The organism is Streptomyces sp. NPDC048211 (assembly GCF_043202315.1).
Classification (GTDB): Bacteria; Actinomycetota; Actinomycetes; order Streptomycetales; family Streptomycetaceae; genus Streptomyces.
In genome coordinates, this window is the sequence record NZ_JBIDAD010000011.1 from 238523 (window position 1) to 252908 (window position 14386).

At 71.9% G+C, this 14386-nt stretch carries 13 protein-coding genes; 8 read left to right on the forward strand and 5 right to left on the reverse strand.

Annotated elements, in window-relative coordinates; translation table 11 throughout:
• The first annotated feature begins 137 nt into the window (after positions 1 to 137).
• Positions 138 to 1259: an alpha/beta hydrolase gene (locus ACGFZA_RS33310; protein ID WP_385277363.1), complete on the forward strand. Its 1122-nt coding sequence runs from the start codon at positions 138 to 140 to the stop codon at positions 1257 to 1259.
• A 319-nt stretch (positions 1260 to 1578) separates the two neighbouring features.
• Here ACGFZA_RS33310 and ACGFZA_RS33315 read toward each other — a convergent pair whose 3' ends face one another.
• Entirely contained in the window at positions 1579 to 2766 is a 1188-nt protein-coding gene (locus tag ACGFZA_RS33315) for a betaine/proline/choline family ABC transporter ATP-binding protein (RefSeq protein ID WP_393684099.1), read from the reverse strand.
• A gap of 129 nt (positions 2767 to 2895) precedes the next feature.
• Here ACGFZA_RS33315 and ACGFZA_RS33320 point away from each other — a divergent pair, with 129 nt between their 5' ends.
• The 4 genes from ACGFZA_RS33320 to ACGFZA_RS33335 all read left to right on the forward strand — a co-directional run bounded on the left by ACGFZA_RS33320 (position 2896) and on the right by ACGFZA_RS33335 (position 6584).
• A complete protein-coding gene (locus tag ACGFZA_RS33320; protein ID WP_385277367.1) occupies positions 2896 to 3609 on the forward strand; it encodes an ABC transporter permease in 714 nt (237 codons plus the stop codon).
• A gap of 4 nt (positions 3610 to 3613) precedes the next feature.
• Complete coding sequence (locus ACGFZA_RS33325; RefSeq protein WP_385277369.1) at positions 3614 to 4288, forward strand: ABC transporter permease; 675 nt, start codon at positions 3614 to 3616, stop codon at positions 4286 to 4288.
• Positions 4289 to 4358: 70 nt separating this feature from the next.
• The gene (locus ACGFZA_RS33330) at positions 4359 to 5345 is read left to right on the forward strand and encodes an ABC transporter substrate-binding protein (RefSeq protein ID WP_385277371.1); all 987 of its coding nucleotides are present in this window, start codon (positions 4359 to 4361) and stop codon (positions 5343 to 5345) included.
• Between the two features lie 204 nt (positions 5346 to 5549).
• Entirely contained in the window at positions 5550 to 6584 is a 1035-nt protein-coding gene (locus ACGFZA_RS33335) for a hypothetical protein (protein ID WP_393684103.1), read from the forward strand.
• Positions 6585 to 6725: 141 nt separating this feature from the next.
• Here the strand turns inward: ACGFZA_RS33335 and ACGFZA_RS33340 are convergent, their stop codons facing one another.
• Positions 6726 to 7868 carry an NADH-quinone oxidoreductase subunit D gene (locus ACGFZA_RS33340; RefSeq protein ID WP_393684105.1) on the reverse strand — a complete coding sequence of 381 codons (1143 nt, stop codon included), beginning with the start codon at positions 7866 to 7868 and terminating at the stop codon, positions 6726 to 6728.
• A gap of 58 nt (positions 7869 to 7926) precedes the next feature.
• Positions 7927 to 8919, reverse strand: a complete 993-nt coding sequence (locus tag ACGFZA_RS33345) for an SAM-dependent methyltransferase (protein ID WP_393684107.1) — start codon at positions 8917 to 8919, stop codon at positions 7927 to 7929.
• 96 nt (positions 8920 to 9015) lie between these two features.
• Between ACGFZA_RS33345 and ACGFZA_RS33350 the strand changes: the two genes are divergently transcribed.
• From ACGFZA_RS33350 to ACGFZA_RS33360, 3 genes are all read left to right on the forward strand, one after another.
• Positions 9016 to 10236: a sensor histidine kinase gene (locus ACGFZA_RS33350; protein ID WP_385277378.1), complete on the forward strand. Its 1221-nt coding sequence runs from the start codon at positions 9016 to 9018 to the stop codon at positions 10234 to 10236.
• Between the two features lie 71 nt (positions 10237 to 10307).
• Positions 10308 to 10982, forward strand: coding sequence for a response regulator (locus tag ACGFZA_RS33355; RefSeq protein ID WP_385277380.1), 675 nt, complete (start codon positions 10308 to 10310; stop codon positions 10980 to 10982).
• Positions 10983 to 10985: 3 nt separating this feature from the next.
• Entirely contained in the window at positions 10986 to 11594 is a 609-nt protein-coding gene (locus ACGFZA_RS33360) for an AAA family ATPase (RefSeq protein WP_385277382.1), read from the forward strand.
• Positions 11595 to 11746: 152 nt separating this feature from the next.
• On the opposite strand, the gene ACGFZA_RS33365 is transcribed toward ACGFZA_RS33360, so the two are convergent.
• Both ACGFZA_RS33365 and ACGFZA_RS33370 read right to left on the reverse strand, forming a co-directional pair.
• Entirely contained in the window at positions 11747 to 12865 is a 1119-nt protein-coding gene (locus ACGFZA_RS33365) for a DUF5937 family protein (protein WP_385277384.1), read from the reverse strand.
• A 124-nt stretch (positions 12866 to 12989) separates the two neighbouring features.
• On the reverse strand, positions 12990 to 14204 hold the full coding sequence (locus ACGFZA_RS33370; RefSeq protein ID WP_393684111.1) for a threonine aldolase family protein: 1215 nt from the start codon (positions 14202 to 14204) through the stop codon (positions 12990 to 12992).
• Positions 14205 to 14386: the final 182 nt, after the last annotated feature.

A 14386-nucleotide genomic window follows, 5' to 3' on the forward strand; every position in this document is an offset into this window, starting at 1 on the left:
TTCCCGTGGTTCCGCGAGAGATTGTTGGAGTCCGTCGGCCGGAGCCCTGCGGACGATGTGCGACCTCTAGGACGAGGCTTCCGGGTCGTGGGTTCACCCAGGACCCGGAAATTTCCTGACAAGAAAGTTCAACCGCCATGGGCCTTACCGGTAACGCAGTCCTGATCCTGGCGATCGTGCTTGCCGTCGCGCTGTTCGTCGTCACGGTCTGGCTCTGGCCGAGGCTCGCCCGGCGCAGCGTCTCCGCGGTGTTCGGCAGGGTGGGGCTGCTGCTGGCCACCCAGGTGGCGGTCTTCGCCTCCGTGGGGCTGATCGCCAACAACTCGTTCCTCTTCTACGGTTCCTGGGCCGACCTGTTCGGCCGGAAGCAGGAGCTGGGCGTGGTGACCGACCACGCCCAGGGGACCCTGGCGGCGAAGAACATCGTCCGGGTGGGGACGCAGCGGCCCGACGTGCCGGGAGGCTCGCGGCCCGCCCTGGCAGGCCGGATCGACAAGGTCGTGATCGCGGGGCGGCACTCGGGGATAGAGACGTCGGCGTACGTGTACCTGCCGCCGGAGTACTTCCAGGAGGCGTACGCCCGCCGGAAGTTCCCCGCGGTCGTGGTGCTCACCGGATATCCGGGTACCTCGGAGAACCTCATCAAGGGGCTCGCCTACCCCAAGACGTCGCTCGAACGGGTGCGGGCGGGCCGCGCGCAGCCGATGGTCCTGGTGATGCTGCGGCCGACCCTGGCGCCGCCGCGCGACACCGAGTGCGTGGACATAAAGGGCGGTCCGAAGACCGAGACGTTCTTCGCGGACGATCTGCCGCCCGCGATCTCGGCCGGCTACCGGGTCGGGCGGCACGCCCGCAACTGGGGCATCATCGGCAACTCGACGGGTGGCTACTGCGCCCTGAAGATCGGCCTGCACCATCCGGCACGCTTCACGGCGAGCGCGGGACTCTCCGCGTACTACAAGGCGGCCGAGGACCCGACGACCGGTGACCTCTTCCACGGCGACCAGGGGCAGCGCGAGCGGGCCGACCTGCTGTGGTCCCTGGACCACCGGCCGCAGCCCGACTCGTCCTTCCTGGTGACGACGTCCCGCACGGGTGAGTCGAACTACGCCGCCACCCGGGCGTTCGTGGCCAAGGTGAAGCGGCCGGCCCAGGTGTCGTCGATCGTGCTCGACAGCGGCGGGCACAACTTCAACACCTGGCGCCGGGAGATCCCCGCGACCCTGGACTGGATGAGCAGCCGGCTCAGCGAGAACTGACCGGGGCGGGGCGCCTTCCGCGGGCGGCGCGGGACGGTCCTCAGGGGGCCTTCGCCGGAGCCGCGCCGGGCGGGGCGCCTTCCGCGGTGGCGCGGAAGAGCCCTGAGGGGCCTTCCCGGGTGGCGCGGGAGGGCCCTCGGGTGCCTTCGCCGGATCCGGGCGGGCGGGGTGCCTTCCGCGGAAGACACGGGGCATCCCTGAGGGGCCTTCCCGGGCGGCGCGGGACGGCTCTCAGGTTCCTTCGCCGGAGCCGCGCCGGGGACGTGGGGGCAGGCCCCGCGCCGGATCCGGCCGGGGCCGCGCCGGGGACGTGGGCGGCTCAGTCCCCTGCGGTGTTCGCGACGACCGCCACGCTCTCCACGGCCACTTCGGCGCGCGGCACGGCCCGGTCGTCCGCGCTGATCGAACGGCGCAGCGCCTCGTGGAGGCGGGCCGGGGTGAGGACGCCGAGGAACCGGCCCTCGCTCTGCTCGTCGATGACCGCGATCCAGCCGGCGTCGTGCTGGAGCATGGTGGCGAACGCCTGCTTGAGCGGTGCGCCGACGGGCAGCCAGGCATCCATCCGGCGGGCGTGTTCGCGGACCGTGCCCCGGGCGCCGGTGAGCGCGTCCCCGGCGGGGATCCAGCCGTGCAGCCGGCCGTCGCCGTCCAGCACCACGGCCCAGCGTGCCCCGTCCGCGCGCAGCCGTTCCGTCGCCCTGTCCAGCGGGTCGTCGAGGTGGACGACCGGTGGCCGGTCGAGGTCGCTCTCCTCGACGGGGGTGACGGAGAGCCGCTTGAGCCCGCGGTCCGCGCCGACGAAGTCGGCGACGTAGTCGGTGGCCGGGGCGCCGAGCACGGTGGCCGGTGAGTCGAACTGCTCGATCGAGCCCTGTCCGTAGACGGCGATACGGTCGCCGAGCCGGACGGCCTCCTCGATGTCGTGCGTGACGAACAGCACCGTTTTCCGTACCTGGGCCTGAAGCCGCAGGAATTCGTTCTGGAGCCGTTCCCTGACCACCGGGTCGACGGCGCCGAAAGGCTCGTCCATCAGCAGCACCGGCGGGTCCGCCGCCAAAGCCCGCGCCACACCGACGCGTTGACGCTGGCCGCCGGACAGCTGTTCCGGATAGCGGTCGCCATAAACGGAAGGATCGAGTCCGACCAGGTCGAGGAGTTCCGCCGCGCGGGCCCGGCCCTTTCCGCGTTTCCAGCCGAGGAGGTGGGGGACGGTCGCGGTGTTCTCCAGCACGGTCCGGTGCGGAAACAGCCCGACCTGCTGGATCACATAGCCGATCCGGCGCCGCAGCTGGACCGGGTCGATGGCGGATATGTCGTCCCCGTCGAGGAATATCCGGCCCTCGGTCGGTTCGATCAGCCGGTTCACCATCTTCATGGTGGTCGTCTTGCCGCAGCCCGACGGTCCGACGAGCGTGACGAGTTCACCTTCGGCGACCTCGAAGGAAAGGTCGTCGACGGCGGTGGTGCCGTCCGCATACCGCTTGGTGACGTGCTCGAAACGGATCATGGTTCCCCATTGTGACGCGTGTTCTGTGAAGGACGTGTTGCTGGAATACAACGGCCTCGGCGATTGTCGGTGGTCGAGGATAGGCTCGCCGGACATCAGTACGAGAGGCGATCGGGAGGTGGGGGACGGATGGCCGGACAGAACTGCCTGGTGACGAACGACTGGATCTGCGGGGAGTATCTCCGTTCCCGCAGCCAGGAGTTGACCGATGCGACGGTGCAGCACATCTGGATCACCGCGGTGTCGGTGGCGATCGGGGTCGCCGTGGCCTTTCCGCTGGCGCTGCTCGCCCGTCGCGGCCGGCGCTTCGCCGGACCGGTGCTCGGGCTGACGACGGTGCTCTACACGGTGCCGTCACTCGCGATGTTCTCGCTTCTGCTGCCCCTGTTCGGGCTCTCCGCGGCGCTCGTCGTCACCGGGCTCGTGCTGTATTCGCTGACCATTCTCGTGCGGAACATCCTGGCCGGCCTGGAGGCGGTTCCGCAGGAGGCGAAGGAAGCCGCCCGGGGTATGGGATACGGGCCGGTGCGGCTGTTGTGGGAGGTCGAACTCCCCCTGGCGATGCCCGCGCTGATGGCCGGGATACGGATCGCCACGGTGTCCACGATCGCGCTGACCACGGTCGGCTCGATCGTCGGCCGCGGTGGCCTGGGCAATCTCATCGAGGACGCCCTGCCGAGCTTCTTCAAGGCGCAGGTGCTGGCCGCCTCGGTGCTCTGCGTGCTGCTCGCGGTGGTCGCGGACCTGCTGCTGCTCGGTGTGCAGCGACTTCTTACCCCGTGGACGCGCATACCGGCCACCCACGATGCCGTGAGCGCGGCCGGCCCGGCGAAGGCGGTCTGAGTCCATGGGAGTTCTCGGCGAGGCATGGACGTGGCTCACCACCGGCGCCAACTGGTCGGGGGAGAGCGGGGTGGCCCACCGGCTCGGCGAGCACCTGTACGTCAGCGGGGTGGCGCTCGCCCTGTCCTGCGCCATCGCGCTGCCCATCGCCCTGTACCTGGGACACATCGGGAAGGGGGGTGCGCTGGCCGTCAACATCTCCAACGTCGGGCGCGCCATCCCGGTCTTCGCGGTGCTGGCCCTCTTCATGGTCTCCCCCCTGCGCAACGCGGGGTACGTACCGACGATCATCGCCCTGGTGCTGTTCGCCGTGCCGCCGCTGCTGACCAACGCCTACGTCGGGATGACGGAGGTGGACCGTTCGGTGGCGGAGGCCGCGCGCGGGATGGGCATGTCGGGGGGCCAGCTCTTCCTCCGGGTCGAACTCCCGCTGGCCTACCCGATGATCATGACAGGGCTGCGTTCGGCCGCGGTGCAGGTCGTGGCCACGGCGACGATCGCCGCCATGGTCGGCCAGGGCGGCCTCGGCCGGATCATCACCGCGGGCTTCAACACGTACAACACACCGCAGGTGGTCGCGGGCGCCCTGCTGGTCGCCGTGCTCGCCCTGCTGGTGGAGGCGGCACTGGTCGGCATCGACCGGCTGCTGTCACCGCTGCGCCGCCGCCGGACCGCATGAGCGTCCGGACGGCCCACTCAACCGACAACGCATATCGCAAATGGCCTCGTTGCCGTGGACGGAGAACAGTATGAGCAGGACCTCGCGCCTGGCCGGTGCGGTCATCGGCATCGTCGCGCTCGCGGGCTCGCTCGCCGCCTGCGGCGGCGACAGCCTGGAGAAGGACAAGGGCGGATCCGCCGCCTCCGACGCGGACAAGGGCTCGGGGAAGAAGGGCTCGCTCGTCGTCGGCGCCGCCGCCTTCACCGAGTCCAAGGTCCTCGCGGAGCTGTACGCCGGTGTTCTGTCGGATGCCGGATACAGCACGTCGGTCACCACGGTGAAGAACCGTGAACTCTACGAACCCTCCCTGGAGAAGGGCGAGATCGACGTCGTCCCGGAATACGCGGCGACGATCGCGGAATTCCTCAACGCCAAGGTGAACGGCGCGAAGGCGGCCGAGTCCGATCCGGTCGCCTCGGGCGACGCCGCGGCCACCGTCGCCGCTCTGGAGAAGCTCGCCACCCCGCGCGGACTGAAGGTGCTGCCGGCCGGCAAGGCCGTCGACCAGAACGCCTTCGCGGTCACCAAGGAATTCGCCGACAAGAACAAGCTCAAGACCCTTTCGGATCTCGGCGCCTCCAAGATCAAGGTGAAGATCGCGGCGGGTGACGAGTGCGAGGTGCGGCCGTTCTGCGCACCCGGCCTGAAGAAGACGTACGGCATCGACGTCACCGGCATCGACCCCACCGGGGTCGGCACCCCGCAGTCCAAGCAGGCAGTCAAGGACGGCAAGGACCAGCTGGTCCTCACCACCACCACGGACGCGGTGCTGGACACCTTCGGCCTGCTCTTCCTGGAGGACGACAAGAAGCTCCAGAACGCGGACAACGTGCTGCCCGTCCTCAATGCGAAGGACGCGGGTTCCCAGGACATAGCCGACGCCCTCGGCAAGCTCACCGACGCACTCACCACCGAGGATCTGGCGGAGCTGAACCGCAAGGTCGACGCCGAGCGCGCCAAGCCCGCCGATGTCGCCAAGGAATACCTGGAGACGAAAGGTCTGATCAAGAAGTAAGGAACGCCTCGCAAGGCCCCGCACGGTTCCGAAAGGGCCGTGCGGGGTGCGCCCGACAGCGGCTCGGAAGGTGTACCGGAAGGCCCGCGGGAACTCCCTCCGGCAGGCGCGGAGTGAGTGATTCAGGGGCCGTCAGGTAACTGGCCGGGAACAGATTGCCGGGTGGCCCCCCAAGCGGCCCGTACGCACGGTAAATTTCAGGCCATGCCACGTGGACGCCATCGCCATTCGCCACCACTGCACAGAATCCTTCCGCCTTCGGCCGTCGCCGGAGCCGCGGTCCTCTGTGCCGCGGGAGCCTGGCTGCTCGCCGAGCCGCTGGTCCTGCGCGGACTGGTCGCCGCCGCGGCGGCCGCCGCCGTGACCGGCGCGTATCTGATGCGCAGCTGGGACCGGGAGGCGGGCCGACGCGTCGCGGAGCTGACGCGCGCCCGCGCCGGTGACGAATGGCGCGCCGAGGAACGCCTGGCGGAACTGGAAGCCGATCTGGAGGAGTCGCGCGAGCTGCGCGCACGCCTGGAGACGAAGCTGCGCCGCAAGCGCGTGGAACTCGCCGGGCTGCGGGGCGAGCACGCCGCGCTGCTGCGGAGGTACGCCAACGCCGAGACCGAGCGTGCCAGCGTGCTGGAGAGCCGCCGGCAGCTCGCACTGGAGGCGGCCGCGCCGCCCCGCGAACTGCCCGCCGCGCGCAGCACCCCCACGCCGTCCGCGTATCTGCGTGCCGCCCAGGCCCTCGACGACCTCACGCGCAACGCGGCGCTCCAGGAGGCGCGGCGCACGGCCGAGCAGGCCAGGGAGCGCGATCTCGCGGAGCGGGCCAGGGAGGCGGAGGAGCCGCAGGGCAAGCACGCGGCAGCCGCGGGCTCGCAGCAGGCTGCCGGGCGGACGGCTGCCGAGCAGCACCGCCGCCCGCAGACCGCCCTGCCCGCGCCCCGGCCGTCCGCGGCGCTCCCCGCCCCGCGCCCGGTTCCGGCCGCCAGCGCGGTCGTTCCGTACGCCGCGTCGCGCCGCCATCTGGTGCCGCAGGGCAGCTTCGACTTCTTCGGCACGCAGAAGGCGCACGCCGCGATCGAGTCCGTGCAGAACGAGGACCTCGCCGACGTGGTCGGTGAGGAGGCACTGGCCGCGCACCGCACGGGCGTGGCCGGGAACCGGGCTGTCGGCAAGGTCATCGACCTCACCGCCCACGACGAGACCGAGCAGCTGGACGTGGCGGAGCTCCGCAGCGCGATCTCGTAGGAGCCGGAGCCGGCGGCAGCGCGATCCCGGAGGAGCCGGGGCAGGCCGCAGCGCCATCCCGTAGGTGCCGAAGCCTCGCGATCCGCAGGAGCTCGAGCAGGCCGCAGCGCGATCCCGTGCGACGGAGCCGGCGGCAGACCGTTACTTGTCGATGTCGCCGACGACGAAGAACAGCGAACCGAGAATCGCCACCATGTCGGCGACCAGCGTGCCCGGCAGCAGCTCGGTGAGCGCCTGGATGTTGTTGAACGAGGCGGAGCGGAGCTTCAGCCGGTACGGGGTCTTCTCGCCCTTGGACACCAGGTAGTAGCCGTTGATCCCGAGCGGGTTCTCGGTCCAGGCGTAGGTGTGGCCCTCCGGGGCCTTCAGGACCTTGGGCAGCCGCTGGTTGATCGGACCGGGCGCCAGGTCGGCCATCCGGTCCAGGCACGCGTCCGCCAGGTCCAGCGCGTTGTGCGTCTGCTCCAGCAGGCACTCGAACCGGGCCAGGCAGTCGCCCTCGGTCCGGGTGACGACCTTCAGGGTGTCCTGGAGCTTCCCGTACGCGAGGTACGGCTCGTCACGACGCAGGTCGAAGTCGACCCCTGAGGCGCGGGCGATCGGCCCGGACACCCCGTAGGCGTGTGCGGCCTCGGCCGAGAGCACGCCCACTCCGCGGGTACGGCCCCGGAAGATCTCGTTGCCGAGCACCAGCTTGTCGTAGACGTCCATCCGGGAGCGGACCGAGGCGACGGCGTCCCGGGCGCGGCCGAGCCAGCCCGCCGGGAGGTCCTCCTTGAGGCCGCCGACCCGGTTGAACATGTAGTGCATCCGGCCGCCGGAGACCTCCTCCATCACGGCCTGGAGTTCCTCGCGCTCCCGGAACGCGTAGAACACCGGGGTGATCCCGCCGAGTTCCAGCGGGTACGAACCGAGGAACATCAGGTGGTTGAGGACCCGGTTCAGTTCGGCGAGCAGGGTGCGTGTCCAGACCGCGCGCTCGGGGACCTCCATCGCGAGCATCCGCTCGACGGCCATCACGACGCCCAGCTCGTTGGAGAACGCCGACAGCCAGTCGTGGCGGTTGGCGAGCATCACGATCTGCCGGTAGTCGCGGGCCTCGAAGAGCTTCTCCGCGCCCCGGTGCATATAGCCGATGACGGGTTCGGCGTGCTGGATGCGTTCGCCGTCCAGGACGATGCGCAGACGGAGCACGCCGTGGGTGGAAGGGTGCTGGGGGCCGATGTTGAGCACCATGTCGGTGCTCTCCGCCGCGCCGCCGATGCCGACTGTCGTCTCCGTCATGGGGGACAGTATTGCCTGCGGGCCCGGGGCCGGGGGCGCTGGCCCCGGACCCCGCTCCTCAATCGCCGGAGGGGCCGGGAGGGCCCACCCGCTGCATCAGCCAGCCGAAGTCGCCCAGGCCGCCACGGGCCGTGAGCTCCGCCGCCTGGCCCGCCGCCGCCAGGGCCCGCACGTATCCGGCCGGATCCTCCGACGCCAGGGACAGCGGCGGGCGTTCACCGCTGACGCCCAGCTGCCGCAGCGCCGCGCGCTGGCTGCGGATCTCCGCGCCCGGGCCGCCCGCCGCGGCGCACGCGTCCAGGGCCACGTGCGAGGTGAGGTCGCAACTGCCGTCCGGCACCGGACGTACCTCCCGCCCCGCCCGGAAGCCGGTCAGCGTGCCGAAAGGCGGCCGCTCCTCCCGTACGTGCATGTAGTCCACCGCCACCGCCAGCCCGGCGGTCAGTGTGGACACCGCGCCCGCCCACGCCTCGTCGCGCGGGCGGCCGATCTCGGCCCTGCTGCCCGGTCCCGCCGACGGCCACCAGCGGTGCAGCCAGCGCGCGTCCGCCCCGCCCACCGGTTCGCCCGGCCGTTCCGCGCCGTCCGCCGTTCGCACCAGGACGTACCGTTCGACGCCGTCCGCGTCCGTCTCGGCGACCGGTACCGGCACGTTGTCCAGCCACTCGTTGGCGAACAGCAGCCCGCGCACCCCCTGCGGCGGCTTCGCGCACCACCGGATCCGGGGGTCCAGGCCGGACGGGCGGCCCGCGAGCTCGACGGCGTGCGCCCGTACCGTGAGGCCGTCGCCGCCCTCGGCCGGCAGCGCGGCGAGCACCCCCGTCAACAGCTCTCCGCGCCCCGCGCCCAGATCCACCAGATCCACATCAAGGGTCCCCAGTTCCGCGGCCGTCCTGACCAGCAGCCGGGCGACGGCCGCGGCGAACAGCGGGGAGGCGTGCACCGAGGTGCGGAAGTGCCCCGCAGGTCCTTCGGGGCTCCGGTAAAACCCCTCGTCCCCATACAAAGCGGTCTCGGCCGCCTCCTGCCACCCACGCCACTCATCCGTCACGTTCCCAAGTCTCCACCTTGGGGAGTACGGTCTCCGGACCCGGATCGGCCCTTCGGCTGACCCCGGCACCCATTGGCTTTCCCTACGCTGGGTCACGTGCAGCGCCTCTACGACTTCATCCGCAGACACCCGACGGGCGTCGACAGCTTCTGGGCCGTCTTCCTCCTCGGGATCTCCGGCATGACGATCGTGGTCGGCGGAGCCGGGGCCGGGGACGGCGGGCGGGCCCAGCGCATCGCCATAGTGCCGATCGTCATCGGCCTGTGCACCGTCGTCGCCCTGCGCCGGCGCGCGCCCGAGAAGATGCTGCTGCTCGCCATCGCGATGGGTGTGGCCCAGCTGGTGATCGGGGTCAGACCCACCCTGGCGAACTTCGCCATGCTGGTGATCACCTTCACCGTGGCCACCGTCGGCGAGCGCTGGGCGTCCCGGCTCGCCCTGGGCTGCAGCCTGTGCGCGGCCGGTGTCTCCCAGCTCCGCTGGCCGGAGCAGGAGGGGGCGCCGCGCGGCTGGGTGGCGACGGTGTTCCTCGTCGTCGTGATGACGGTGCCGTTCGTCCTGGCGTGGGTGCTCGGCGACTCGATGCGGACCCGGCGGGCCTACTTCGACCAGCTGGAGGAGCGGGCCGCCCGGCTGGAGCGGGAGCGCGAGGCGCAGTCGAAGGTCGCGGTCGCGGCCGAGCGGGCCCGTATCGCCCGCGAACTGCACGACGTCGTCGCGCACAACGTCTCCGTGATGGTGGTGCAGGCGGACGGTGCCGCCTACGTGATGGACGCGGCCCCCGACCAGGCCCGGCAGGCCCTGGAGACCATCTCCAGCACCGGCCGGCAGGCGCTCGCGGAGATGCGGCGGCTGCTCGGCGTGCTGCGCACGGGCGACACCCCGGAGACCGGGGAGTACGTCCCGCAGCCCGACGTCGACCAGATCGAGGACCTGATCGAGCACGTCAGGGCTGCCGGTCTGGCCGTCGACTTCAAGATCGAGGGCACGCCGCGCCCGCTGCCGAGCGGAGTGGAGCTGACGGCGTACCGCATCGTGCAGGAGGCCCTGACCAACACCCGCAAGCACGGCGGTCCGAACGCCGGTGCCAGCGTGCGGCTGGTCTACTTCGACGACGGTCTCGGCCTGCTGGTGGAGGACGACGGCCGGGGCGCCGCGCACGAGTTGTACGAGGACGGCGGCGCCGACGGCGCGGGCCACGGCATGATCGGCATGCGCGAACGGGTCGGCATGGTCGGCGGCACACTCGACGCCGGACCGCGCCCCGGCGGCGGGTTCCGGATCAGCGCGCTGCTGCCGCTCAAGGCCGCGAACTAGGGTCTTTCGAGGCCCTCGGGTCTGCCGATACGCCGATACCGACCGCAGGACGAACAGGAGACAGGGACCCCATGGCGATCCGCGTGATGCTCGTCGACGACCAGGCGCTGCTGCGTACCGGCTTCCGGATGGTGCTCGCCGCGCAGCCGGACATGGAGGTCGTCGCCGAGGCGGGCGACGGCGCGGAGGCGATCGAGAACCTCCGCTCCACGGCGGTCGACGTGGTGCTGATGGACGTGCGCATGCCCCGGCTGGACGGCGTCGAGGCCACCCGCCGCATCTGCGCGGAGCCCGATGCGCCCAAGGTGCTCATCCTGACGACGTTCGACCTCGACGAGTACGCCTTCTCGGGGCTGAAGGCGGGGGCCAGCGGCTTCATGCTGAAGGACGTGCCGCCGGGCGAACTGCTCGCCGCGATCCGTTCCGTGCACAGCGGCGACGCCGTCGTCGCCCCGTCCACCACCCGCCGGCTCCTCGACCGCTTCTCGTCGATGCTGCCCAGCGGCACGGCCGAGCCGCAGCACAAGGACGTGGCCAAGCTCACCGAACGCGAACGCGAGGTGATGCTCCTGGTGGCCCAGGGCCTGTCGAACGGCGAGATCGCGGGACGACTGGTGCTCTCCGAGGCGACGGTGAAGACGCACGTCGGCCGCATTCTCACCAAGCTGGGCCTGCGCGACCGGGTGCAGGTCGTCGTCCTCGCGTACGAGACCGGGCTGGTGCGCGCCGGCGGCGGGGCGGGCTGACCGGTGGGCGCGCTCCTCTGGATCAACGGCCCCTTCGGCGGTGGCAAGACGCAGACGGCGTACGAGGTGCAGCGACGGCTGCCCGGGAGCGTGGTCTGCGATCCGGAGCATGTCGGCTTCGGGCTGCACCGGACGCTGCCGCCCGCGCTGCGCGGCGACTTCCAGGATCTGCCGGCCTGGCGGCAGGGGGTGCACGACATGCTCGCTCTCGCCCTGCGCGGGCATCCCGGCACGGTCATCGCCCCGATGACGCTGGTCGACGCCGGCTACTTCGACGAGGTCGTCGGGCGGCTGCGTGAGGACGGGCACCCGGTGCACCACTTCGCCCTGCTCGCCGAGCGCGGGACGGTACTGCGACGGCTGAGCGAACGCGGCCTCGGGCGCGGGCTGAAGCGCGAGAGCTTCGCCGTCGCGAAACTGGACCACTGCCTGGAGCGGCTCGCGGGCCCGGAGTTCGCCGAGCACATCCGGACCGACCGGCTGACCGTCCCCCAGGTCGCCGACCGGATCGCCGCGTCGGCGGGCCTCACCCTGCTGCCGGACACGGACAGCGCACTGCGGCACCGGGTGCGGCGGGCCTGGACGGGCATCCGGCACATCCGCTTGGACTGAGGCGGGTATGCGGCGCGTCCGGTCGGACTGAGGCGGGCGTCCGGCACATCCGCTTGGACTGAGGCGTATGTGCGGCGCGTCCGGTCGGACCGGGAGCCGGGGTCCGGCTCCGCGCCGCCCCCCTCAGCGCAGGATCGCGCCGCCCCCCCCCCTCAGCGCAGGATCCCCTCCAGGAAGTCGCTGCCGAGTCGCGCCACCACGGTCAGGTCCAGCTGGTGCAGGACGTACCGGCCGCGGCGCCGCGTCGTGACCAGGCCGGCCTTCTTGAGGACGGTGAGGTGGCGGGAGACCTCGGGGGAGGTGATCCCGTTCGTGTCGGCGAGCTCCCCCGTCGTGTACGCCGAGCGGGCGATGTTGCGGCACAGGCGCATCCGCATCGGGTGGGCCAGGGCCTCCATCCGGAGCTGGAGCAGTTCCACGGAGGCGGGCGAGGGCAGCTCCGGACGGTGCACGGGATAGTGGATCACCGGGCGCCAGCCCGGGGCGTGCAGCACCATCAGATGCGGCCAGCCGAAGCTGGTCGGGATGAGGGTGAGCCCCGCGCCGACGGCCGGGTCGGTGGCGTCGGTCGAGCCCTCGGTCAGCTTGTCGACACTGATCCGCTTCCCGTCCTCGTCGACCGAGAGCGCGGGGGAGACGGCCCGCACGGCCTCGGTGAGCCCCTTGTGCCGCAGCAGATCCGTCTTGTGCCGTGCGTCGGCCACCAGCTGGACCCGCACCCGCTGCCAGGTGTCCGCGAAGAACGCCTGATCGCAGTCCTCGAAGAGGCGCCGGATCCAGCGGCGTACGGGGGCGGGGTCGGCCAGCAGCCGCTGGGTGAACTCCACCTGCTGCGGGCCGCGCGCCGCCGCCATGTCCAGGGCCCGGGCCCGCATGCCGGGATCGCGGAGCGGGGAGGCCGCGCCGGTCCCGTACAGGTTCGCGCAGGTGAACTCCAGGGCCGCGGAGACGAACCGCTCGTCGTCCAGCCGGTCCAGGATGTCCAGGTCCTCCGCGAGGTCGGCGCCCGTCCTCCCGTTGCCGCCGAGCACGCCCGCGAACGGCATGAAGATGTCCGAGAACGTGTTCCGCCACAGGAAGTCGGCCTCGTGCAGCCGGTCGGCCAGGTCCGGCTCCAGAGAGGTGGTGGTGGCCGTCGTCCAGCCGTGCAGCCCGGGGTGGTGTCCCGGCTCCGACAGCGCGTGCAGGGCGACCCCCAGCTCGACGAGGGGGGAGGTCTCGAAGACGACGCGGCCGGGGTCGAGCCCCGCGATGTCGATGGTTACGCTCACCCGTCCATGGTGCGGGGTGACCGGGGCGGTCCGGACCCCGATTGACGACCGGCGTCAATCGGGGGGCCGCCGCGGGCGCGCCCCACCGCGGGGCCATTCGCTTCAGGGCGCCGCGTGCGCGCCCCTACCGCGGGTCCACCCGCTTCAGGAACTCCGCCACCGCCGCGCGGACTTCCGCCGCCGTCCACTCCAGCCCCGCCTCCGACACCGTGACCTCGGTGAACGACAGCCCGGGCGGGCCCGCGGCCGCCGGGTGCCACCTGCGGAAGAGGGCCGTGCCCGTCTCCTCGGCCTGACGCAGGGACGCCTCCCCGAGGACGTCCGCCGGGTAGGGCAGCCAGACCTGGAACTGGTGCGTGTGCGGGGGGTCGGGGTGCACCCGGAACCATCCGGCACCGGCCTCCGCGAACCCCTCGGCCAGCGCCGCGGCCACCACCTTCGCCTGCGCCACGTACGCCGGCAGCTTCGGCAGCTCCCGGTCCAGGCCGATCAGCGCGGCGAGCGCCGCCGGGAACTGCTGGAAGAGCTGGCCGCCGTACCGGTGGCGCCAGGTGCGGGCCTCCTCGATCAGCGAGGCGGAACCGGCGAGCGCCGCCCCGGAGATCCCGCCGAGCGTCTTGTAGAACGACACGTACACGCTGTCCGCGAGCGCCGCGATCTCCGGCAGCTCCCGCCCGAAGCGGGAGGCGCACTCCCACAGCCGCGCCCCGTCGAAGTGCACCACCGCGTCGCGCTCGCGAGCCGCCGCCACCACGGCCTCCAGCTCCTCCCACGTGGGCAGGACGAAGCCGGCGTCGCGCAGGGGCAGCTCCAGCATCAGGGTGCCGAACGGCTCCGCGAAGTCGCGGATCTCGTCCGCCGTGGGCAGCCGCGGCGCGGACGTCGGGTGGACGGTACGCAGTCCGCTGACCGAAGCGAGGGCGCCGCGCTCGTGCACCTCCGGATGGGCGAGCGGGTGCAGGGCCACCGTGGCGTTGCCGGTGCGTCCGGCCCAGCAGCGCAGCACGACCTGCTGCGCCATCGTCCCGGTCGGGAAGAAGGCGGCGGCCTCGGTGCCCAGGAGCCCGGCGATCCGCTGCTCCAGTTCGGTGACCACGCCGTCGCCGTAGATGTCCGCGGGCCGGTCCGGATCCGTGACCGTGGCCGCGCCCGCGGTCAGTGCCGCCAGCTGCTCGCCGAGTGAACGGTCCACCGGCATCCGGGCCAGGATCCGGTCGGCCTGCCGCCACGCGCCGATGCGGCGCTGCCGCTGCCTTTCGGAGTCCTCGTCCCCGTGTCCGCCGGGGGCCTCTGTCCCGTCCGCCGCCTCGTCGTGCACCTGCTCGTCTCTGTCTGCCATGGGACGATCATCACGCAGAACCCGGCCGCTGCCCACGGAGTATCGGCGCCACCGGCCGGCCGGCGCCGTCGGGGCGCGGAGTTTCCCACAGCCTGTGGACAGCCCGGGGGCCGGACGAAACGCTGGCGTAGCATGCAGAGAAGTCGTCCGGTACCCCCCGCGGACTGGAACGGAAGGCCACC